At 71.7% G+C, this 20,105-nt stretch carries 20 protein-coding genes; 14 read left to right on the top strand and 6 right to left on the bottom strand.

The window, feature by feature from the left end:
• The first annotated feature begins 122 nt into the window (after positions 1 to 122).
• The 4 genes from ACG2DA_RS05165 (at position 123) to ACG2DA_RS05150 (ending at position 3,114) form a co-directional block, all read left to right on the top strand.
• Positions 123 to 1,328, top strand: coding sequence for a pyridoxal phosphate-dependent aminotransferase (locus ACG2DA_RS05165; protein WP_395254407.1), 1,206 nt, complete (start codon positions 123 to 125; stop codon positions 1,326 to 1,328).
• A gap of 103 nt (positions 1,329 to 1,431) precedes the next feature.
• The gene (locus tag ACG2DA_RS05160) at positions 1,432 to 1,632 is read left to right on the top strand and encodes a hypothetical protein (RefSeq protein ID WP_395254406.1); all 201 of its coding nucleotides are present in this window, start codon (positions 1,432 to 1,434) and stop codon (positions 1,630 to 1,632) included.
• Positions 1,633 to 1,672: 40 nt separating this feature from the next.
• On the top strand, positions 1,673 to 2,152 hold the full coding sequence (locus ACG2DA_RS05155) for a hypothetical protein (RefSeq protein ID WP_395254405.1): 480 nt from the start codon (positions 1,673 to 1,675) through the stop codon (positions 2,150 to 2,152).
• 50 nt (positions 2,153 to 2,202) lie between these two features.
• A complete protein-coding gene (locus tag ACG2DA_RS05150) occupies positions 2,203 to 3,114 on the top strand; it encodes a hypothetical protein (protein WP_395254404.1) in 912 nt (303 codons plus the stop codon).
• A 10-nt stretch (positions 3,115 to 3,124) separates the two neighbouring features.
• Here the strand turns inward: ACG2DA_RS05150 and ACG2DA_RS05145 are convergent, their stop codons facing one another.
• On the bottom strand, positions 3,125 to 4,873 hold the full coding sequence (locus ACG2DA_RS05145) for an arylsulfatase (RefSeq protein ID WP_395254403.1): 1,749 nt from the start codon (positions 4,871 to 4,873) through the stop codon (positions 3,125 to 3,127).
• Positions 4,870 to 6,387, bottom strand: a complete 1,518-nt coding sequence (locus ACG2DA_RS05140) for an alkaline phosphatase D family protein (RefSeq protein ID WP_395254402.1) — start codon at positions 6,385 to 6,387, stop codon at positions 4,870 to 4,872. Before ACG2DA_RS05140 ends, ACG2DA_RS05145 begins: the two co-directional genes overlap by 4 nt.
• A 71-nt stretch (positions 6,388 to 6,458) precedes the next feature.
• Here ACG2DA_RS05140 and glpK point away from each other — a divergent pair, with 71 nt between their 5' ends.
• Positions 6,459 to 7,967 carry a glycerol kinase GlpK gene (gene glpK, locus ACG2DA_RS05135; RefSeq protein ID WP_395254401.1) on the top strand — a complete coding sequence of 503 codons (1,509 nt, stop codon included), beginning with the start codon at positions 6,459 to 6,461 and terminating at the stop codon, positions 7,965 to 7,967.
• 117 nt (positions 7,968 to 8,084) lie between these two features.
• A complete protein-coding gene (locus tag ACG2DA_RS05130; protein ID WP_395254400.1) occupies positions 8,085 to 8,750 on the top strand; it encodes a hypothetical protein in 666 nt (221 codons plus the stop codon).
• Positions 8,751 to 8,769: 19 nt separating this feature from the next.
• Here ACG2DA_RS05130 and ACG2DA_RS05125 read toward each other — a convergent pair whose 3' ends face one another.
• A complete protein-coding gene (locus ACG2DA_RS05125) occupies positions 8,770 to 9,495 on the bottom strand; it encodes a DUF1080 domain-containing protein (RefSeq protein WP_395254399.1) in 726 nt (241 codons plus the stop codon).
• Positions 9,496 to 9,655: 160 nt separating this feature from the next.
• On the opposite strand from ACG2DA_RS05125, the gene ACG2DA_RS05120 reads away from it, so the two are divergent.
• Both ACG2DA_RS05120 and ACG2DA_RS05115 read left to right on the top strand, forming a co-directional pair.
• Positions 9,656 to 11,056 carry an HD domain-containing protein gene (locus ACG2DA_RS05120; RefSeq protein ID WP_395254398.1) on the top strand — a complete coding sequence of 467 codons (1,401 nt, stop codon included), beginning with the start codon at positions 9,656 to 9,658 and terminating at the stop codon, positions 11,054 to 11,056.
• A gap of 10 nt (positions 11,057 to 11,066) precedes the next feature.
• Positions 11,067 to 11,453: a four helix bundle protein gene (locus ACG2DA_RS05115; protein ID WP_395254397.1), complete on the top strand. Its 387-nt coding sequence runs from the start codon at positions 11,067 to 11,069 to the stop codon at positions 11,451 to 11,453.
• A 35-nt stretch (positions 11,454 to 11,488) separates the two neighbouring features.
• On the opposite strand, the gene ACG2DA_RS05110 is transcribed toward ACG2DA_RS05115, so the two are convergent.
• Positions 11,489 to 11,854 (bottom strand): 2Fe-2S iron-sulfur cluster-binding protein, encoded by a 366-nt coding sequence (locus ACG2DA_RS05110; RefSeq protein ID WP_395254396.1) that lies wholly within the window; start codon positions 11,852 to 11,854, stop codon positions 11,489 to 11,491.
• Positions 11,855 to 12,003: 149 nt separating this feature from the next.
• Between ACG2DA_RS05110 and ACG2DA_RS05105 the strand changes: the two genes are divergently transcribed.
• The 4 genes from ACG2DA_RS05105 (at position 12,004) to rpsR (ending at position 15,691) form a co-directional block, all read left to right on the top strand.
• The gene (locus tag ACG2DA_RS05105; protein ID WP_395254395.1) at positions 12,004 to 13,077 is read left to right on the top strand and encodes a P-loop NTPase; all 1,074 of its coding nucleotides are present in this window, start codon (positions 12,004 to 12,006) and stop codon (positions 13,075 to 13,077) included.
• 92 nt (positions 13,078 to 13,169) lie between these two features.
• Positions 13,170 to 14,090: a hypothetical protein gene (locus ACG2DA_RS05100; protein WP_395254394.1), complete on the top strand. Its 921-nt coding sequence runs from the start codon at positions 13,170 to 13,172 to the stop codon at positions 14,088 to 14,090.
• A gap of 42 nt (positions 14,091 to 14,132) precedes the next feature.
• On the top strand, positions 14,133 to 15,320 hold the full coding sequence (locus ACG2DA_RS05095; RefSeq protein ID WP_395254393.1) for a M24 family metallopeptidase: 1,188 nt from the start codon (positions 14,133 to 14,135) through the stop codon (positions 15,318 to 15,320).
• A gap of 92 nt (positions 15,321 to 15,412) precedes the next feature.
• Entirely contained in the window at positions 15,413 to 15,691 is a 279-nt protein-coding gene (gene rpsR, locus ACG2DA_RS05090) for a 30S ribosomal protein S18 (RefSeq protein WP_145359939.1), read from the top strand.
• 93 nt (positions 15,692 to 15,784) lie between these two features.
• On the opposite strand, the gene ACG2DA_RS05085 is transcribed toward rpsR, so the two are convergent.
• Positions 15,785 to 16,312, bottom strand: coding sequence for a UvrB/UvrC motif-containing protein (locus tag ACG2DA_RS05085; RefSeq protein ID WP_395254392.1), 528 nt, complete (start codon positions 16,310 to 16,312; stop codon positions 15,785 to 15,787).
• Positions 16,313 to 16,553: 241 nt separating this feature from the next.
• On the opposite strand from ACG2DA_RS05085, the gene ACG2DA_RS05080 reads away from it, so the two are divergent.
• Entirely contained in the window at positions 16,554 to 18,257 is a 1,704-nt protein-coding gene (locus ACG2DA_RS05080; protein WP_395254391.1) for a hypothetical protein, read from the top strand.
• 164 nt (positions 18,258 to 18,421) lie between these two features.
• Entirely contained in the window at positions 18,422 to 19,468 is a 1,047-nt protein-coding gene (gene folE2 / locus ACG2DA_RS05075; RefSeq protein ID WP_395254390.1) for a GTP cyclohydrolase FolE2, read from the top strand.
• A 12-nt stretch (positions 19,469 to 19,480) separates the two neighbouring features.
• Here the strand turns inward: folE2 and ACG2DA_RS05070 are convergent, their stop codons facing one another.
• Positions 19,481 to 19,960, bottom strand: a complete 480-nt coding sequence (locus ACG2DA_RS05070) for a PEGA domain-containing protein (protein WP_395254389.1) — start codon at positions 19,958 to 19,960, stop codon at positions 19,481 to 19,483.
• Between the last annotated feature and the right edge of the window lie 145 nt (positions 19,961 to 20,105).

Raw genomic sequence — 20,105 nt, 5'->3', positions numbered from 1 at the left:
CCGCCGAGTCTACCAAGCACCCGTCCGCCGCGGGGCCGGCTTTCGGTTCGGGCGGCGTCCGGTCAGAATCCCCCCGGAAGCCGACCTTCCGCCTTCCGTCCTCCCCAACTCGCCCTCAGGTCATGCCGCAGTTCGTTCAGTCCGAGGCCCTCGCCCGGATCGCCCCCTCCGCCACGATGGCCGCCGCCGCCAAGGCGAAGGCTCTCAAAGCCAGCGGCGCGGACGTGCTGAACTTCACGCTGGGCGAACCGGACTTCGACACGCCCCAGCACATCCGCACCGCCGCCAAGGACGCGATGGACGGCGGGAAGACCCACTACACCCCCGCCGGCGGCCTGCCGGAGGTCAAGGAGGCGATCGTCGCCGCCCACGCCCGGGACACCGGCGTGCAGTACGACGCCGCCGAGTGCGTACTCTCCAACGGCGCCAAGCACACGATTCACAACGTCCTTGCGGCGCTGCTGAACCCCGGCGACGAGGTCGTTATCCCGACCCCCTACTGGGTCAGCTACGCGGACCTTGTCTCCCTCACCGGCGCCACGCCGGTGCTGGTCCCGACGACCCGGGAGGACGGCTGGGTCTGCTCCGCGGAGCAGTTGGACGGGGCAATCACCGACGCGACCAAGCTGGTGATGCTCAACTCCCCCTCGAACCCCACCGGGGCCGTCTACAGTCGGGAGCAGCTCGCCGCGCTGGGCGAGGTGATCGTCAAGCGGGACGTCTGGTGCCTGTCGGACGAGATTTACTCGAAGCTGCTGTACGGCGGGGCGGAGTTCACCTCGTTCGCGGCCCTCGGGGACGAGGTGAAGGCCCGGACGATCACGGTGAACGGCGTGTCGAAGGCTTACGCGATGACCGGTTGGCGGATCGGCTGGATGCTCGGTCCGGAGCCGCTGGCGAAGGCCTGCACGAAGCTGCAGAGCCAGGAGACCAGCAACCCCTGCAGCGTGAGCCAGTTCGCCGCCAAGGCCGCGGTGGAGAACTCCCAGGAGTGCGTCGAGGAGATGCGGAAGATCTTCGCCGAACGCCGCACGATCACGCTGGAAGGCGTCAACGCCCTGCCGAGCGTGCCGCCCTGCGAGCCGGGCGGGGCGTTCTACGCCTTCTTCGACGTCAGCAGCCACTTCGGCAAGCCGCTCGGCCAGAGCGGCCGCAGTTGCGAGACGAGCACGGAGTTCTGCGAAGTCCTGCTGGAGGACGCCCACGTGGCGCTGGTCTCCGGCGACGCCTTCGGCGCCCCCGGCTTCGTCCGTATGAGCTACGCCACGGACACCGACACGATCCAGCGCGGGCTGGAGCGGATCAAGACGTTCCTCAGCGAAGGTTAGCCGCTCTCTTCAAGAGAGCGGCGAACAGGCGCCCGCTGCGAAGCTGTGCGGGTTCTCCCCGTCCGTCTGAACGAACCGGCGGCGGCGGGCCGATGGGGGGGACGTGACCGAGCCCCGCCCCGCCGCCGTGAACTTCGTCGGGGTCCGCACGGCCTGCTGCGGTCAGTACGCCCGCGCCTACCCGACCGGCGACGGTCGGGCGGCCGGGGCCTGCCCGCGGTGCGGACGGCGGTTCGCGGTGCGGGCGCCCGCAAAACTCGGCGCGCCCGGTACCGGGGTGTCCGCGTCCGCCGCGAACCGCTAAACGACGGGGGTTCCGCACCGTGGAGTACCACGTCCGTCCCATGGCGAAAGTCTGTGCCGCCACCGGCGAGCCGTTCCCCCCCGGGGCGAGCGTGCGCAGCGCGCTGGTCGACCGCGACGGGGCGCACGTCCGCCTGGACTTCCTGCTGGACGCCTGGGACGGCCCGCCGCCCGGCACGATCGGCCACTGGGCCGTCCGGGCCCCGGACGCCGAGCCCGAGGCGGAGGCCGTGCCGCTGGACGCGGACGAACTCCTCGCCCTGTTGGACTCGCTGGGCGAGGCCGCGGACGCGAACAACGATCAACAGGCCCGGGTGCGGTACACGCTGGCCCTGCTGCTGTTGTCCGAGGGCCGGGTCGAACTGACGGAGGCCCGCGACACGCCGGACGGCCGGTTGCTGATCCTCACCGGCAGCGGCGGGGAGGGGCCCTACGAGGTGCCCGATCTGGCGTTGCCGGAGGAGGAGATCGGCGGACTCGAAGCCGGGTTGCCCGCCCTGCTCAAGGAGCGAGCCGACTAACCGCCGATCGCCTCCCGCTTCGCCCGCCGTTTTTCTTCTGTCGGTCACGGATGACCCGCCGCCCGCTCCCGCCGCCGCCCCGTTTTCTCGCCCTGGCGGCGTGCGCGGCGCTGCTGTGGGCCGGCGCCGGCTGCGCCGCGCGGACCGCCAACCCGTGGCACGGCCGGCCGACGCTCTCGGCGGACACCACCCGCGACGAACTCGTTCGCCACATCAACGAACAGGCCGCCCGCACCGCCGGCTGGCAGTGCCGGACGCTGACCGTAGAGATGCCCGGCGCCCCCTCGGACGCCTCCGGGCTGATCGCCGTCGAGTACCCCCGCCGCCTGCGGCTGAAGGCCAAGGCGATGATGATCCCGGTGGCCGACGTCGGCTCCAACTCCGACCGCGTCTGGTGCTGGGTGAACCCGAAGCTCGGCGGCCCCGGTCCGGAGACGCTCACCTGCCGGCACGCCAGCTTCGACGCCGTCCGCTGCGCCGCGGAACGGAACGGCGGGGTGCAGATCCCCTTCGACCCGGACTGGCTGATGGAGGTCCTGGGGGTGGTTCCGCTGGACCCGCGGGCGGTGTCGCTCCAGAAGGCGCCGGACGGCGGGCCGATCTGGCACCTCGTCTCGCACCGCACGGACGCCTCCGGCCGCCGCGTGCTGCGGGTGATCGACGTGGATCGCGAACACGGACAAATTCTCGCCCACGAACTCCGCGACGCCGCCACCGGGGCCCCGCTGGCCCGGGCGGAGTTGCAGGATCACCGCCGCTGCCCGGGCGCCGACGTCGTGCTGCCGCACACCATCATCCTCTCCTGGCCGGCCGCGGGGCTGTCGGGGATGACGCTGCGGCTCAAGGAGATCGAGGTGAACCCCCGCAACCTGCCCGAGGATCTGTGGGCCCTGCCCGGCGGCCAGCGGGTCCGGCATCTCGACAACGGCGGCTTGATCACCGCGGCGGCGGACGTGCGGTGAACCGGGGTCCTCAGCGGGTCCGGTTCCGCTTCGGCTTGCCCTTCCAGCCGCCCAGCGGCAGCACGTCGTTGTTCGCGGCCCACTCGTCCCAGAGGGCGGAGAGCGCCGCGACTTTCTCGGGCCGCTGCTTCGACAGGTCGTTCGCTTCGATGCGGTCCGTGCTGAGGTCGTACAGCTCCCACGGTTCGCCGGCCTCGGCGACGAGCTTCCAGTCGCCTTCGCCGTCCGGTTTGCTGACGGCTCGGTTCCCCTGGTGCTCCCAGAACAGCGGGCGCCCCTCCAGCCGGGCGATCTGCATGTCGCCGCGGAGATCCGGCTCCAGCGAGCGGCCCGGCAGCGGCTTCGTCTGACTTCCGCCGAACTCCGTGGGATACTCCGCCCCGGCCAGTTCCAGCACCGTGGGGGCGAGGTCGATCACGTGGGAGCGGTCCCGCACGATCCCGCCCCGCAGCTCCTCCCGCATCGCCGCCGGCCAGCGGACGATCAGCGGCGTGCTGATGCCGCCCTCGTGCACGTGCGACTTGTAGAGGCGGAACGGCGTGTTCGAGACGTTCGCCCAGCTCTCCCCGTAGGCGACGAAGGTGTCCGGCGGGCCGGGCATCACGTTCACGCCCCGCCGCAGCGGGAGGCCGTCGCGGGTGAGCTGCGTGCGGCGGGACCGCGGTTCTTCGGGCGAGGTTTTCTTACCCGTCGGCTCGTCCGGGCGGGGGGTGAACGGGCCGAAGCGGCCCTGATCCTCGGCGCTGGCGCCGTTGTCGCTGAGGAACATGACAACGGTGTTCTCCGCGGCGCCGGTGCGGTCGAGTTCGGCCAGCAAGCGGCCGATGCCGGCGTCCATCTGCGTGACCATCGCGGCGTGGGTCGCCATACAGGCGGCCTCCCATTCCCGCTGATCCTCCGGGACCTGCGACCACGGCTTCGGAACCGGCGCCAGCCCCGTGGCCTCCGACAACAGGCCGCTCGCCCGCTGGCGTTCCCACCGCGGCTTGCGGACGGCGTTGAAGCCGCCGTCGTACAGACCGTCGTACCGCTCGATCAGCTCCGGCGGGGCGTGCAGCGGCCAGTGGGGGGCGGTGAAGGCGACGTAGAGCAGGAACGGGGCGTCGGCGTGTTCCTTCGCGTGATCGCCGACGAACCGCACGGCCTCGTCGGCGATCGCGTCGGTGTAGTGGTAGCCGGAACCGTCGGGCTTCCACTCCGCCGGCCGCAGCGGATCGGCGAAGGCGCTGATCGCCTCGTCCCCCCGCACCAGCGTGACCGGGTCCCAGTAGTCGCCGGAGCCGGTCGTGGAGCCGTAGAACCGATCGAACCCGCGGGCCAGCGGCCAGTTGTCCTTCGGCCCCTTCGCCCCGGTGTGCGGACTGACGTGCCACTTGCCGGTGATGTACGCCCGGTAGCCGGCCGGCTTGACCAGCTCGGCGAGCGTCGGCCGATCCTTCCGCAGACTGCCGGCGTAACCGGGCGTGCCGCGGTCGGCGATCATCCAGCCCATCCCCGCGGCGTGCGGGTAGTGGCCGGACAGCAGCGAGGCCCGCGTCGGGCAGCAGCGCCCGGTGTTGTAGAACCGGCTGAACCGCAGCCCCTCGGCGGCGAGGGCGTCCAGGTGCGGCGTAGCGATCTCCCCGCCGTAGCAGCCGGCGTCCGAGAAGCCCATGTCGTCCGCCATGATCACCACGACGTTCGGCCGGGCCGGGGCGTCGGCGGCGACCGCCGGGCCGCACAGGGCCAGCAGCGCGGCGAGGGGGAATGCGACGCTCATCGTCCGTCCTTCCGGTACCAGTAGTATTCGTAGACCCGCGACTTCAGGCGGTTCCTCTCGGCGGGGGGGACCGATTCGTTGCTGACGTTGAAGATCAGGTGCAGGCGGGGCTCCTCCTCGCCGCCCCGCCACCGGCCGCGGTCGGTGCGGACGAACAGATAGCCGCCGCGGGGCGGGGCGCCGTACTGCTCCAGGCCCTCGCCGTCGTTGGAGATGATCGACTCCCGCCCCATCAGGTAATGCTGGACGATCTTCCCCTCCGGGTCGGTCGACTGCGGGTCGCCCGCCCGGCGTCCGGCCCGGCTGTTCGCGTCGTGGATCGCCCCGCTGCTGAACTCGTGCACGCTGATGGGGTGTTCGGCGTGGTACTGCCAGTGCCGGTCGCCGCAGATCACGAGGAACTCGCCGCTGTCGATCATCCCTTCCCCTTCCAGGAAGGAGAAGAACCGGTCCCGCTCGTGCCGGAAGCCGCCGATGTTGGTGTGGTTGTCCCGCTTCCGTCTGTCGTCCGGACCGACCAGCGGGGTGGGGGAGACGAGGACCTTGAACGTTGCGTCGCTCTCCTTCAGCGTGCGTGTGAGCCACTGATATTGCTCCTCGCCCCAGAGCGTCTTGCCGGGGCCGTCTTCCATCCGGTTCGGGCTGCGGTCGTCCCGGCCCTCGACGAACCAGAGTTGCAGGTCCTTGTTGCAGCGAACGGTGCGGTAGGTGGGCGGCTCGGCGCCGAACGCGATCTGTTGGGGGACGACGGGGACCTGCTCCCGAAAGACGTCGATCCCCAGTTCCGGGGAGGGGGCGTCGTCGCCCGTGCGGTCGGCGTCGTCCCGGCGAAAGTCGTGGTCGTCCTTCATGTGAAAGACCGGAACGTGCGCGAGGAACTCGCGGAACCGCGGCTGGGCGAAATTCTCGTGCCACTTCGCCCGCATCGCTTCCCGCGTCTCAGCCCGGCCCTCGACGGGCGTGTCGTAGTAGACGGTGTCCCCGGTGAAGACGGCGAAGGTTGGGTCGCTCTGCTGAATCGCCTCCAGCATGGGATAGCCGCGGGCCTTCTCCTCCTCGGTCACGTCGCTGCTCTGCCAGCGGGCGTAATTCAGGCCGGTGACGACGGCGAACGAGACCCTAGCCGTCGAGTCCGCCCCGGGGAGCGTGCGGAACGTGCCGGTGCGGCCGGGCTCCGCGTGGTCGGGCTGCCAGCGGTAGAAGTAGCGGGTGTCCGGCTTCAGACCGTCAAACCGCTCGCGGACGATGCCGTCGCCGGAGGCATCCACCATTGTGCCGTCCTGCCGCGGCATCGTCCCGGTCAGCGGGCCGACGGCCAGCCGCCATTCGCCCTCGCGGGGGTCGGTGAACGCCGCGTCGGTCGCCAGTTCGAAATGCCCGGCTTGGGTGCCGCGGCCGCTGACGGGGCGGGTCTGCACGAGGGCGGAGGTCGCCGTGACCTCGCCGCTCATCGGCAGGTCCAGGGCCGAAACCGGCGGCGCCAGCAGGGCACAGGTCAGCAGGGCGGCGAACATGCGGCCGAGCCTACGAATCGCCCCCGGTCGATGCGAGCGGCCCCGGGGCGGCGGCGGTAGAGTCGGCGGCCATGTCCGATCCGCTCGTTCTCGCCCTCGATCAGGGCACCACGTCCAGCCGCGCCCTGCTGTTCGCCGCCGACGGCACGGTCAAGGCACAGGCTCAACGAGAGTTCCCGCAGCTCTTCCCGGCGCCCGGCGAGGTGGAGCACGACCCGGAAGCGATCTGGGAGTCCCAACTGGCGACGGCGAAAGAGGCGCTCGCCGCCGGCTTCAAACCGGCCGCCCTCGGCCTGACGAATCAGCGGGAGACCGTCGTCCTTTGGGACCGGCACACCGGCCGGCCGGTGACGAACGCGATCGTCTGGCAGAGCCGCGTCTCCGCGCCAGTGTGCGAGCGGCTGAAGGGCGAGGGGCTGGAACCGCTGTTCCGCGAGCGCACGGGGCTGCTGCTCGACCCCTATTTTACCGGCACGAAGCTCACGCACCTGTTCGAGACCCATGACGGTCTGCGGGCCCGCTGCGAGCGGGGGGACGTGCTCGCCGGGACGGTCGACAGCTTCCTGCTCTGGCGGCTGACCGGCGGGCGCCGGCACGTCACGGACGCCTCCAACGCCAGCCGGACGCTGATGTTCAACTTGAACTCCGGGGACTGGGACGAGGAACTGTGCGGCCTGCTGAACGTGCCGCGGACCTGCCTGCCGGAGATCGTCGACTCCGCCGGGCGGCTGGCGGAGACGGATCCGACCGTGCTGGGCGAACGGCTGCCGGTCTGCGGATTGGCGGGCGATCAGCAGGCGGCGACCTTCGGGCAGGGCTGCCTGACGCCGGGTTCCGCCAAGAACACCTACGGCACCGGCTGCTTCCTGCTGATGAACACCGGCGCCACGCCGGTGCCGTCGGCGAACCGACTGGTGACGACCGTCGGCTGGCGAATCGGCGGCCGCACGACCTTTTGCCTGGAGGGCGCCGTGCTGGTCGCCGGGGCGGCGGTCCAGTGGCTCCGGGACGGGCTGGGCCTGTTCGAGAACGCCGCGGAGGTCGAAGCCCTCGCGGAGACCGTGCCCGACTGCGGCGGCGTGACGTTCGTCCCGGCGTTCGTGGGTCTCGGCGCCCCCTACTGGCGGCCGGACGCCCGCGGCACGATTGCCGGCATCACCCGCGGCACGACCCGCGGCCACATCGCCCGGGCGGCGCTGGAGGCGATCGCCCACCGCACCCGGGACGTGGTCGAAGCCATGAACGCCGATCTCGCCGGGCGGGGCGAGGAGGGCGGCGAGCACGCCGCGCTCCCCCCGCTGACCCGGCTGAACGCCGACGGCGGGGCCAGCCGCAACGACCTGCTGATGCAGACCCAAGCCGACCTGCTGGGCGTGCCGGTGCGGCGGACCGCGGTCGGGGAGATTACCGCCTTCGGGGCCGCCCGGCTGGCCGGCCTCGGCGCCGGGCTGTGGCCGGAGGAGCCGCCGGCGGCGCTGTGCGATCGGGAGTTTCTCCCCCGCATCGACTCCGTGGAGGCGGACCGCCGTCACGCCGCCTGGGGCCGGGCCGTGCGGGGCTGCCTGCCGGCGGACGTCTGACCCGCCGGCGGGCGGAAAAATCCGAAGTCGCTGTTCTACCCGCCGGGGGTATGGGCTAGTTGCGTTTTCATGAATGCTTCATCGGGCGCCTCGAACCGCGGACGACTCGTGCGAAACGTGGCGTACGTCGTCGCGGCGGGGATCGCGGTGCAGGCGCTCTATCAGGCGGTCGTCGCCTGGGGGCCGGGGATCGCGGAGGAGAACGGCCCGCTCGAACTGCTGCAGGTCGGCGTGGCGGTCGTCGGCGGGTTGACGCTCGCGGCGGCGGTCGTCGTCGCCCCGCGCGGCCGCACCGCCCTCGCGGCCTGCGGCGGGGCGCTGCTCTACGCCGCGGCCCGCGAATCGGACCTGATGCTCGAACGCCTGCTGTTCGACGACGCCTACAAGTACCTCGTCGGGGCGCCGGTCGCCGCGGTCGTCGGCCTGGTCGCCTGGCGGGACCGGGCGCGGTGGCGGGAGTCGCTCCGCTGGACGGCTCATCCCTCCGCCGGACTGTTCCTCTGCGGCGGGCTCCAGATCGTGGTCGTCGCGGCCCTGTTCGACCGCTCCGATCTGTGGGATTCCGTGACGAACGCCACCCAGGCGGACGCGATGAAACGGCTGGTGGAGGAGTCGATCGAACTGTCCGGATACCTCGTTCTGACGGTCGGGGCCTTCGAACTGTTCGTCACCTGTCGCCGCGAGGCCGCCGCCGTCCACCGGGCCGCCCCGGACGTGGTCCGGTTTCCGACCGACGCGGCGGAGCCGGCGGTCGCCGCGACACCGCGGCGGGCGGCGGTCTGAACGATCGGACGCCCCGCGGTCACGGCAGCTTGCGGAGGCGGACGTTGCGGAACTCGATCGGCGAGCCCTCCGCCTCGAAGCAGAGGTAGCCCTCCGCCGGCCGGCAGTTCGTGCCGCCGGAGACCTCCCTGCCGTTCACCCACAGGCGGACCTCGCCGTTGATCGCCCGCACGTAGTAGTGGTTCCATTCGCCGACGCCCTTGCTGCGGCGTTCGGAGGGAAAGCTGCGGGCGCCGTTGGGGGAGAGCGGGGGGAAAGGCTCCATCGTGGAGGAGCCGACGGGGAAGACGTCGCCGTCGGTGCTGAACCAGTCCGCCGGCTTGCCGGTGCGGGTCTCGTATTGCTCCGTGTAGCCGTGATCGAGGATCTGCACCTCGATCCCGCCGCCGGGCAGCTTGCCGGGCGGCAGGTCTTTTAACTTCTCCATCGGCACCCAGACGAACGTGCCGGAGTTGCCGGCCGGCTTGAGGTGCCGCCATTCGAGGACCATCTCGAAGTTTTTCAGCGGCTCTTTGGTGCGGATCACCCCGATCGGCTTGCCGGTGGAGTGCAGCTCGCCGTTCTTCCAGCGCCAGGTGTCCTCCTCCCCGTTGACGTCGACGAGGTCCGCCTCCGTCAGCGGCTCCCAGCCGGGGCCGGTCCCGTCGATCGCGGCCGCGGGGGCTTTGGGCGGCGCGGGCGACGCCGCGGGGGCGTCTTGCGGGGTCGCGGGGAGCAGGAGCGCGAACAGGGCGAGGGGGGGCATGGCGGTCCGCCGTCGGGGGGGGGCGTGAGTCGGTTCAGCATCCCGATTCGCGGCGCCCTTTCCCAACGTTTCCGGGACGGACCGGCTCGCGCGGAGCGGGCCCCGGGCGATACGATCGGCTTCGAAGATCATCGCCGCTCCGCCCGCCCCGACCGTTCCCATGCCCCGCGACTACACCCACGAAAGCCTCTCCCACGACCCGATCCACGGCTACATCCCCTTCACCAGCGGCGCCGGGCTGCCGGCGGGGGAGGTGGGCGAGGCCCAGATCATCGACCACCCCTGGGTCCAGCGGCTGCGGGCGATCCACCAACTGCAAACCGCCTGGTACGTCTTTCCCAGCGCGGAGCACATGCGGTTCCAGCACGTCCTCGGGGCGATGCACCTCGCGGGGCGGGTCAGCGACGAGTGGTACGACAGCCTCGCCTCCTCCTGCCCGAACACCCCCAGCAAGCCGCTGGTGGTCACGCTCTGCCGGTTGGCGGCGCTGCTGCACGACGTGGGGCACGGGCCGTTCGGGCACTTCTTCGACGACCACTACCTCGAGCAGTTCGGCCTGACGCACGAACGCCTCGGCGCCCAGATCATCGAGCACGAACTGGGCGACCTGATCCGCGGCGTCCGCCGCAACCCGACCGGCGTGATCGGCCCGCTGGAAGAGGTCGAACCCCGGCAGGTCGCGTATCTGATCCAACGCCCGCGGGCCGGCGAGCCGGACGATCAGCCGGACTGGCTCCGCAAGCTGCGGAGCCTGTTCAGCGGGATCTACACGGTCGACAACATGGATTTCGTCCTCCGGGACGCCTACATGAGCGGCTACAACACCCGGGCGTTCGACCTCTCCCGGCTGACGCACTACAGCTTCTTCACCCCCGCCGGCCTGACGATCCACGCCCGCGGCCTGCCGGCGCTGATCAACTTCATCGAGACCCGGGCGAACCTCTTTCGCACCGTCTACTTCCACCGCACCGTGCGGGCCTTCGACCTGGCGCTGGAGGAACTGTTCGCGGAGACGATGTCCCGGCTGTTCCCCGGCGACCCGCTGGAGCACCTCGACGCCTACCGCCGGCTCACGGAACAGAGTTTTCTCGTCGACGTCTCCCGGCTGTCGCTGTCGGACGATCCGACGGACAAGGCGTTAGGCGAGAAGTGGGACGCGATTCTCGCCCGCCGGTTCGGGTGGAAGATGGCGGCGGAGCGGACGATCTCGTTTCACAGCGGGGTCGCGGAGCGGACGACGATCTATTCCGAGCCGGAGCTGATCGAAGCCCGCGTCCGCCGGCACCTGCCGAAGGAGATCCGGGACATCGAACTCGCGGTCGACAGCGCCCGCCACTACCACCGCCCCAGCGCCGACCTGCCGGTCGCCGGCCTGAACTGGCTGCTCGACCCCGCCGCCGGCGGCCCCACGGAACTGCACGACGACGAGCTGTTCCGGTCGCTCCCGCTGGCGTTCGCGATCTTCCGCATCTACGCCCGGAATCACCAACACGACCGCGAGATCAACGCGGCGCTGGCCCGGGCGGTGGGGGGGGCGGGGGATACGAAGACGAATATGTGAGGGGCGAGAAATGTCCAAGGGACAAGACACAAGAGACAAAGACGACGGGCCGCGGTTCGATCTGGAAGAACGGACGGAGCGCTTCGCCCGGGAGGTGCGGGCGTTGGTTCGTCGTCTGCCGCGGACGGTCGCCAATTTGGTGGACGGGCGGCAGTTGCTCCGTTCGTCAGGCTCGGTCGCCGCGAACTATTTCGAGGCGAACGACGCTCTCGGTCCGAAGGACTTCCGGTTCCGCATCAAGATCAGTCGGAAAGAGGCGAAAGAAAGCGGCCTCTGGCTCCGCCTGCTGGACGCGCGGGGCGACGCGACAGTGTCTGAGGAACGGGATCGTCTGAACGACGAAGCGCTACAACTCGTCCGCATCTTCACCGCCATTCTGCGCAAACACGGCAGCTAGGACGTCGTTTTTGTCCCTTGTGTCTTGTTCCTTGGTCATTCCGCACTCACCCATTCCGCCTTCGGCTGAATCTCCTCCGCCACCGGGCTGCCGGCGTCTTTGCGGCCGCTGCCTTCGAAACGGCTGATCAACTCGACCGTCATGTCGCGGTCGCACAGCAGTTGGCAGGAGAGGCGGATCTGCGGGTCGTCCAGGCCCTTGGCCTCGCGGACCGCCTTCTCGGCGGCGGTCATCTTCTCCGGCAGGCCGTCGGTGATCTTCACCCGGCAGGTGGTGCACTTCGCCACGCCGCCGCAGGCGTGGAGCTGGTCCGTGCCGGCGTCCTCGGTGAGGGCTTTGACGAGCCGCTTGTCGGCGGGGACCTCGAAGGAACCGGCGTCTTTGACGGTGAGGGTAGGCATCGGGCGCGGTGGCGGTGAGCTGGGGCGGGAAGGATGACGAGGCATCTTGGGCTTCCTGACATCGGCCGTCACCGGGGCCGCCCCGGTGTCGAAATGGGCCGTGCTTCGTAGGATTCCCGCTTCGCCGCGTCTTCCTCCCTCCCGCGTCCATGCCCCTGCCGTCCGATCCCGCCGCCGCCGTCCGTGCCGTCGTCGACCCCGCCTTCGGGAAATCGCTGGGGGAACTGAACGCCGTCGGTTCCGTCGAGGCCGCCGGGGACGGGGCGAACGTCGTCCTGCACCCGCCCTGCGTGCTGCACCCGCTCCGGGAGCAACTCGAGGAGAAGGTCGCCGCGGCCCTCGGCGGCGGGACGGTGTCGGTGGACTGGCAGCCGCGGGTGATCGGCAAGAACGCCGGTGGACGGCTGGGGCTGACGGCGAAGAACATCGTCGCGGTCGGCAGCGGCAAGGGCGGGGTGGGCAAGTCGACCGTCGCCGCCGGCCTGGCGATCGCCTTCGCCGAGGCCGGGGCGAAGGTCGGCGTGGTCGACGCCGACATCCACGGCCCCTCGCTGCCGCACCTGTTCGGCGTCTCCAAGCACGGCCCGCCGGAGATGACGGAACGCACCGGGCCGGACGGCAAGACGGTGCCGCGGCTGCTCCCGGTGCCGGTCTCGCTGCCGGGGGGCGGTTCGCTGGGGCTGCTCAGCGCCGCGTTCGTGATGCCGGAGCGGGCCGCTGCGGTGCTGCGGGGACCGATGACGCAGAAATACGTCCTCTCCTTCCTCCAGCAGGCGGAGTGGGGCGAGCTGGATTATCTGGTGATCGACCTGCCGCCCGGCACCGGGGACGTCGCCCTGACCCTCGCCCAGAATGCGGCGCTGGGCGGGGCGGTGGTCGTCTGCACGCCGCAGAAGGTCGCCCTGCTGGACGCGGTGAAGGCGGTCTCGATGTACCGCCAGCTGGAGATCCCGGTGCTGGGGATGGTCGAAAACATGTCCGGCGACCTGTTCGGCCGCGGCGGGGCCAAGGCCGAGGCGGAATCGCTGGGCGTGCCGACGCTCGGCGAAATCCCCGCCGACGGTGCCGTGCGGGAATTGGGCGACGCCGGCACGTTCGCCTCGGTGCTGTCGGAGGGCGGGGCGGTGGCGGACGCCCTCCGCACCGCCGCTGGCAAGGCGGCGCTCGAACTGGCCCGCGGGGCGCTGGAGAAGGCGAGAACGCCCACCTTGGAAGTGTTGTGACCGCCGTGGCCGCCGGGCGACCGAACCGCGGTTTCCCGAACCGGGGCGAACCCCTAGGGTGCGGCGACTCCTCGCAGCCGAAGGACCGGCCGGTGCCCCACGTCGCCCACTGCTTCGCCGCCGCCCTCCTGTTGACCGTCTGCGGCGCGGAGTCCGCCGCCGGTCAGGAGCGGGCCGCCCTCCGCCCCCGGCTGGAGGCGAACCGCCTGCCCCCGGCCCTGCCGGCCCACGCGGAGGCGTTCGAGTTCACCCTCCCCCGGCCCCCCGCCGACCGCACGACGGTCGCGGAACTTGGCGCCGGGTTGCACGATCCCGCGACCCGGGACGCCTGCCTCGCCGGGTTGGTGCGGCTGGACCTCGCGACGCTGCGGCGGCATGCCGCCGACCTGCCCGCGGCCCGGCTCCGGCAATTGCTGGACGACCCGGCGACCGACCCGGACGCCGCGGACGCCTGCGGACTGCTGTTCGGGCTGGCCGACCCCGACGCCGGGCCCGCGGTTCTTTCGAAAGCGATTCTTGACCGGGCCAAGCGGGGCGACGCCGCGGCCGGCTGCGTGACCGGCCTGCTGCTCTGCGGCGGGGAGCCGGCGGTGACCTGGCTGGAAAGCCTCTGCGTCCGACCCCGCTGCCCGTTGGGGTTCACGCTGTCGGCGCTGAACGCCGCCGACGTCGCCCGGCGGGACCGCGGCTTCGGGCTGGAAGCCGACCGCCTCGACCGATTCGCCGCGGCCCTGCTCAAAAGCGACGCCGCCGCGGAGGCCGCGGTCGATCAACTCGCCGCCTGGCGGGCGTGGTCTCACGCCCCGGCGGCGCTGTCCGCCGCGGCCGACTCCCGCGACCCGGACGCGCTGCGGCGCCGGTCATTGCAGATCGCCGCCGCCCGCTTCGCCCTGAACTGCGCCGCCGACCCGGACGCCGGTTCGTACGGTCGACTCTGCCGCGGCTGGCTGAGCGAGACGGCCGCGATCGACGCCGATCTGGTCCGCCGGGCGAAGCGGATCGCCGGCCGGTAGACTGCGGCGGTTCCCCCCGCCCAAACCGCCGCCGTTCGCCCGATGCTCGACCCCGCCGCCGTTCGTGAGGAACTGACCGCCGCGGGACTCGACGGCTGGTTGCTGTACGACTTCCGGGGCTCGAACCCGCTGGCCCACCGCCTGCTGGGATTGGACGAACGGCCGTCGCAGAGTCGTCGGCTGTTCTATTTCATTCCCGCCGAGGGCGAACCGCGGAAACTGGTGCACCGCATCGAGCGCGGCAGCCTCGACCACCTGCCCGGCGAGAAGCACGTCTATCTCTCCCGGCAGGAGTTGCGGGCAGGCTTGGAAACTGTGCTGGCCGACGCGGGGCGGGTCGCGATGGAATACGTCCCGAACGCCGGCAATCCGTACGTCTCCACGGTGGACGCCGGCACGGTCGACCTGGTGCGGAACTGCGGGACGGCGGTCGTCAGCAGCGGGGACCTGATCGGCCGGTTCCTCTCGACGCTGACGGAATCCCAGCGGGCCGACCACCTGCGGGCGGCGGAGGTGGTCGAGGACGCCTTCGCCTTCGCCAAGACGCTGATCCACGAGGCGACCGCCGGCGGCGGCACGATCGAGGAAGGCGAGGTCCGCGACCGGCTGCTGGCCTTCTTCCAGCGAAAGGGGTGCATGTCCTACTCCCCGCCGATCGTCGCCCGCGGCGTGCACGGGGCGGACTGCCATTATGACACGGGGGCCGGTGACGACACCGCCCTCCGTCGCGGCGATTTCCTGCTGCTCGACATGTGGTGCAAGGTGGACCGGCCGTCGGCCCCCTACGCGGACGTCACCCGCTGTTTCACCTTCGGCCGGGACGCCTCCCCGCGGGAGGCGGAGGCGTTCGCCGTCGTCGCGCGGGCCCGGGACGCCGCGTTGAACCTCATCCGGAACCGCTTCGCCGCCGGGGAGCCGGTCCGCGGGTGGGAAGGGGACCGCGTCGCCCGGGACGTCATCGATGCGGCCGGATTCGGGGCCGCGTTCGTGCATCGCACCGGGCACAGCATGGGCGTGGACACGACCCACGGGGAGGGCACGCACCTGGACGACCTGGAGACGCGGGACGAACGGCTGTTTCTGCCGAACACCTGCTTCACGATCGAACCGGGGGTGTACGTGGACGGCGAGGTGGGCGTCCGCAGCGAGATCGACGTGCTGATCGAGTCGGACGGCGCCATCCGAGTCACCGGCGGCGAACCGCAGACGCGGATCGAGCGGGTGGGGTGACGAAACGGACGCGGGGCGATACGATCCACGATCTTCCCCCGTTCACCGTCCGTATCCCCCCGTCGTCGCGTCCCTGTACGACGCCCCCGCCGATGGCTCGCAGCAACCGCCTGAACCTTCGCAAGCTCCGTAAGAAGCGGGCTCGCGTCAAAAAGCCGATGAAGTGCCGCTTCACCGGCGGCGGCGAGGTGCCGCGTCCGGTGTACGTGGACTACAAGGACGTCAAGCTGCTGAAGACCCTGGTGGACCGGGAAGGCCGGATCATGCCGCGTCGCCGGACCGGCACCTGCGCCCTGTACCAGCGGGCCGTCCGCGAAGCCGTGCTGCGGGCCCGGTTCATCGGCCTGATGCCCTACGTCCCGGAAGAGTAGATCCGCGACGAGCGGGGGGCGTCGGCCCCCTAAGCATCGACGAACCGTTCGTTGCGGGGGGCTTACGCCCCCCGCTCGCTTGCGCGGCGGAGGCTACTCGGCCTCGACGCCGCCCAAACCGCTGATTTCGTCCCGCAGGCTGGCGGCCCGCTCGTAGTCCTCGGCGGCGACGGCCTCGGCCAGTTCCTTCCGTAGGCGGATGAGCTGGAACTGGCGGCTCTTCTCGCCGCCGGCGGCGCCGGCGGGGGTTTTGCCGACGTGCCGGGTCGCGTCGTGGATATTCTCGACCAGCGGGACGAGTTGCTCGCGGAAGGCGTCGTAGTCGCCGGGGCAGCCGAAGCGGCCCTTCTCGCGGAATTCGTGGAAGCTGATGCCGCAGTGCGGGCAGCGTTTGCCCGCCCCCTTCTTGACCGCCGCGGCCTCGGATATCTCCTGCATCGCCTGGACCGCCTTGAGGGTGTCGGCGGCGAGGTCCGCGGGCAGGTCGGCCGGGGCCTCCTCCTCGGCCTTCATGTAGGCGTGGAAGTGCTCCTCGCAGAAGTGCACCTCGCTCGGCTCGCCGTCCTCGATTTCGGTGACGTGGAACACGGCGGGCTTGGCGCAGCGTTGGCACTTTTTCATCGCGGGCGCCTCTTCGTCAAAATGGCGGGATCGTCGCGGCGGAAAAGCCCGTCGCGCGCGAAGGCATCGGTTCGGACAGGAGATTATACCGCTTCGGCGCGGTGAATCCGGCAGGTGCGTCAGGATGCTCCCCAACCGGGGGCAAGAGCGGGCCGGGCGCCGGCCGATACGAGGGGTCGGGGACGGTTTCCCGACATCGGCCCACGGACGGGACCGCATCGCACCACCGTACGGACTCAGCGTGATTCCCTCCCGCCCCCATCCCGATCGGCCCGACGCACGACTCTCCGCCGGGCGCCGCGGTTCCGCCGGACGGGGCTCCGCCCTGGCGGCCTGGTTGGCGGCGGCGAGTCTGGGCCTCGGCGGCGCGGCGGCGTGGGCGACCGATGCCCCGCGGACTCCCCTGATCGCCCCGCGGCCGGCGGTGCGGGTCGTCATCAGTCGCCCCGCGGCCGACCCGGCCGTCGTGGAGGAGCGGCTGGGCAGCTTCTTCACGCCGCCGCGCCACCCCTCCGCCAAGCCGGGGGTGGAGGACGGCGCCGCCTACCTGAACAGCCCCTCCGGCCGTACCGGCCCCTCCGCGCCGACCCCCTCCGAGGACGCCTTCGACGGCGCCCTGCCGGCGGCGGAGCCCGCCCGGCTGGCGGATTCCGACCGCATGCCCGTGCGGCGGCTCGCGCCGGTCCCGTCCGCGGCCGCCGCCCGTATCCGGCTGGACGCGCGGGACGTCGAAGGGCGGGTGATGGTCGTGGGGGACCCGAGCGGTCCAGTGGCCCGCGCCCGCGGCGTGGAACGCGAGGTGGAAGCGGGGACTGAGGAGCACGAGGAGCACATCGCCGACGTGCTGGACGGTCCCGCGGTGCCGGCCGACCCGCGGGCGCTGGACCTGCCGGAGGAGCTTCCCCCGGCCAAACCGCTCGACCCGCTGGCCGTCGCCTGCGAAGAGGCGATCGCCCTCACCTCCGCCCGCCTGCTGACCGGCGCCAGCCGCACGACCGCCAGCAACTCCCCGTGGCAGATCGGCCACGGCCTGATGGCCCTGCGGGAGGACTACACGCTGATCGTCGACGGCCGCCGCGTCTCGGCGCTGGACTGGATCGCCAGCGGCCCGAGCTTCAAGGGCGAGCCGTGGTTCGTGCGCGGCCCCCACGGCCCGAAAGCGCACGAGTACAGCGGGGTGATGTACGACTTCGAGGGACACCCCAACCAGATCCTCGCCTTCCTGGCGATGAGCGATCTGCCGAAGAGCTTCACGCTGCACGACGGCGCCGGCCGGCCGTTCACGATCGCGGACTGGATCGAGACGGCCCAGCGGGAGGTGCGGCTGAACCGCAACGAAGAGGTCACCTGGACGCTGTGGGCGTTCAGCGTCTACCTCGACAGCGACACGCAGTGGACGAACGCCCGCCGCGAACGCTGGAGCATGGAGCGGCTCGTCGAGGAAGAGCTGAAGAGCGACCCGAACAAGCACGCCTGCGGCGGCACCCACGGGCTGTACGCCCTCGCCAGCGCCCGCAACGCCCGTTTGCAGGAGGGCCACGGCCTGCGGGGCCGCTGGCTGCTGGCCCACGAGAAGGTCGGCCGGTACGCGAACCTCGCCCGGAGCTTGCAGAACCCGGACGGGTCCTTCAGCGACAAATACTTCCAGGGCCGCTCCCACCAGCGGGACCTGGTGACCCGCATCGGCTCCAGCGGGCACACGCTGGAGTTCCTGATGATGGCCCTCCCGCAGAGCGAACTGGACAGCGCCTGGGTGCGGGCCGGCGTCGGCCGCGTCGCGAACGACCTGCTCGCCGGCCGGCACGCGGAAGTGGGCGGGAAGGCCGTCGGCGGGATGTACCACGCCGTGCACGCCCTGAAGCTGTACCGCGAACGCACCGCCGAGGACTTCACCCCCGTGCGGCTGCAGACCGCTGAGGGCGGCCGCCGGCGGGTGATCCGGTAGCGCCCGACCGTTCGGGCAAGTCGTGGGGGAAACCGGCGGGGGCGTTCGACCGGAACGAACGGCGGCGAACTGCCCGCCGTTCGGCGGAGCGCCCGCTGGGGCGGTGGGAGAGAAGGGGCGGCCGGGATAGGATCGTGGTCCCGTTCCGCCAGCCCGTCCCGCCGATGCTGTCCCCCGCCGTCGTTCCGCCGCCCGCCGGTCGTGCGGACGCCCCCCCGACCGCGGCGCCCCCGCTCCCCACGGCGCCGGCCCCCGCGACCGCGGGCCGGACCGAGCGGACCGCGGCCCGGCCGGCCGACGGGGCGCTGCCGGACGTGGCGGTCTCCACCGCTCCCGGCGTCCGCGGGCGGCTGGACCGGGTCGGGATGAACGGCGTCCAGGCCGTCGCCGCGGTCACCGTCGACGGCCGCCCGGCCCTGCTGCCGGCGCTGTGCGACCTGACGGTGAGCCTGGACGATCCCCACAGCCGGGGCATTCACATGTCCCGGCTCTACCTCCGGGCCCAGGAAGCGCTGGAGCAGGGCCTCGCCCCCGCCCGACTGGCGGAACTCGTTCAGTCGATGGTGCAGTCCCACGCCGGCATCAGCGAGGGGGCGTTCTGCGACGTCTCCCTCACCCTGCCGGTGCGGCAGCCGTCGCTGGTCTCCGGCGAGTCCGGCTGGCGGCACTATCCGGTCCGTTGCGGCGCCGCCCTCACCCCGGCGGGCCTGACGCTCTCCGTGTCGGTGCGGATCGAATACTCCAGCACCTGCCCGTGCAGCGCCGCCCTCTCCCGCGACCTCACGGACGAAGCCTTCCGGGAGGCGTTCGGCGAGACCGGCGAGGTCTCCGCGGAGGCCGTGCGGGCCTGGCTGGCGAAGCCGGGGGCGATCGCCGGGCACCCGCACAGTCAGCGGAGCGTCGCCGACGTGACGGTCGCGCTCGACGGTGACGCGGCGAGCTTCGGCTGGCAGGACCTGATCGAGGCCTCCGAGGCGGCCCTCGGTACGGCGACGCAGGGGGCGGTCAAGCGGGCGGACGAACGGGAGTTCGCCCGGCTCAACGCCGCCAACCCGATGTTTTGCGAGGACGCCGCCCGCCGCCTCGCCCCGGCACTGGCCGGCCTGGCCGGCGTGCGGAGCTACGAGATCTCCGTCCGGCACCTCGAAAGCCTGCACCCTCACGACGCCGTCGCCACGGTCCGCGGCGAGGGGAAGCGGAACGCGACCTGAGCGGCCGCCGGGTTACTGCTCGACCTGACTGCGGTTCCGCAGGTCGTCCGCCCGCAGCAGGACGTCCTCGGTCGGGGCCTGCACCTTCGGGAGCAGTTTGCGGAAGATCACCCGCCGATCCTCGACCTGATGCGGCAGGAAGTTGTCGGTGACGAAGTCCGCCGGCGGGACCTGCCACCACGGGGCCGCGACGGGTTGCAGGAAGCTTTGGGTTTCAAACCCGTCCTTCACCAGCGTGATGCGGCGGGTGGCGTAGTAGTCGTAGCTGATGGAGGCCGGGGTGTAGCCGATCCGTTCGCCGTCGACCATCACCAGGGCGCCGCGGGGCTGGCTGTCGATCGTCAGCCGGCGGTGTACGGAGTTGCAGCCGGAGCCCAGCAGGGTCGCCGCCGCGGCGAGCGCCCACAGGCGCGCGATCGCGGCCCGACGGGCGACGGCCGGGCGGCGGTCCGCGGGGCGGACGACACGGCGGGGGGGCGGGGCGGCGGACATCGCCGCGGGTTCTAGGACGCGGCCCGGAAGGAGCGAAAGACCGGTTCCGCCGTCGTCTTCACGGCCCGCCGCAGGCGGTTCCCCCGCGGACCCTGTGATGGCGAGCGCCGGGGGGAAACCCTAGAGTTTCCGTCCCCTCCGTTTC

The organism is Alienimonas sp. DA493 (genome assembly GCF_043951915.1).
In the GTDB taxonomy this organism is placed as follows: domain Bacteria; phylum Planctomycetota; class Planctomycetia; order Planctomycetales; family Planctomycetaceae; genus Alienimonas.
Note: the sequence above shows the minus strand (reverse complement) of the source record. Positions and strands in the feature narration are given on the sequence as shown.

What these genes read in the sequence shown, in the direction of transcription:
- ACG2DA_RS05095 (WP_395254393.1), top strand. Translation starts at nt 14,133, where the DNA reads ATGCTCGACCCCGCCGCCGTTCGTGAGGAACTGACCGCCGCGGGACTC.
- ACG2DA_RS05150 (WP_395254404.1), top strand. Translation starts at nt 2,203, where the DNA reads ATGACCCGCCGCCCGCTCCCGCCGCCGCCCCGTTTTCTCGCCCTGGCG.
- ACG2DA_RS05085 (WP_395254392.1), bottom strand. Translation starts at nt 16,312, where the DNA reads ATGAAAAAGTGCCAACGCTGCGCCAAGCCCGCCGTGTTCCACGTCACC.
- ACG2DA_RS05070 (WP_395254389.1), bottom strand. Translation starts at nt 19,960, where the DNA reads ATGTCCGCCGCCCCGCCCCCCCGCCGTGTCGTCCGCCCCGCGGACCGC.
- folE2 (WP_395254390.1), top strand. Translation starts at nt 18,422, where the DNA reads ATGCTGTCCCCCGCCGTCGTTCCGCCGCCCGCCGGTCGTGCGGACGCC.
- ACG2DA_RS05125 (WP_395254399.1), bottom strand. Translation starts at nt 9,495, where the DNA reads ATGCCCCCCCTCGCCCTGTTCGCGCTCCTGCTCCCCGCGACCCCGCAA.
- ACG2DA_RS05155 (WP_395254405.1), top strand. Translation starts at nt 1,673, where the DNA reads ATGGCGAAAGTCTGTGCCGCCACCGGCGAGCCGTTCCCCCCCGGGGCG.
- rpsR (WP_145359939.1), top strand. Translation starts at nt 15,413, where the DNA reads ATGGCTCGCAGCAACCGCCTGAACCTTCGCAAGCTCCGTAAGAAGCGG.
- ACG2DA_RS05110 (WP_395254396.1), bottom strand. Translation starts at nt 11,854, where the DNA reads ATGCCTACCCTCACCGTCAAAGACGCCGGTTCCTTCGAGGTCCCCGCC.
- ACG2DA_RS05145 (WP_395254403.1), bottom strand. Translation starts at nt 4,873, where the DNA reads ATGAGCGTCGCATTCCCCCTCGCCGCGCTGCTGGCCCTGTGCGGCCCG.
- ACG2DA_RS05140 (WP_395254402.1), bottom strand. Translation starts at nt 6,387, where the DNA reads ATGTTCGCCGCCCTGCTGACCTGTGCCCTGCTGGCGCCGCCGGTTTCG.
- ACG2DA_RS05105 (WP_395254395.1), top strand. Translation starts at nt 12,004, where the DNA reads ATGCCCCTGCCGTCCGATCCCGCCGCCGCCGTCCGTGCCGTCGTCGAC.
- ACG2DA_RS05165 (WP_395254407.1), top strand. Translation starts at nt 123, where the DNA reads ATGCCGCAGTTCGTTCAGTCCGAGGCCCTCGCCCGGATCGCCCCCTCC.
- glpK (WP_395254401.1), top strand. Translation starts at nt 6,459, where the DNA reads ATGTCCGATCCGCTCGTTCTCGCCCTCGATCAGGGCACCACGTCCAGC.
- ACG2DA_RS05115 (WP_395254397.1), top strand. Translation starts at nt 11,067, where the DNA reads ATGTCCAAGGGACAAGACACAAGAGACAAAGACGACGGGCCGCGGTTC.
- ACG2DA_RS05120 (WP_395254398.1), top strand. Translation starts at nt 9,656, where the DNA reads ATGCCCCGCGACTACACCCACGAAAGCCTCTCCCACGACCCGATCCAC.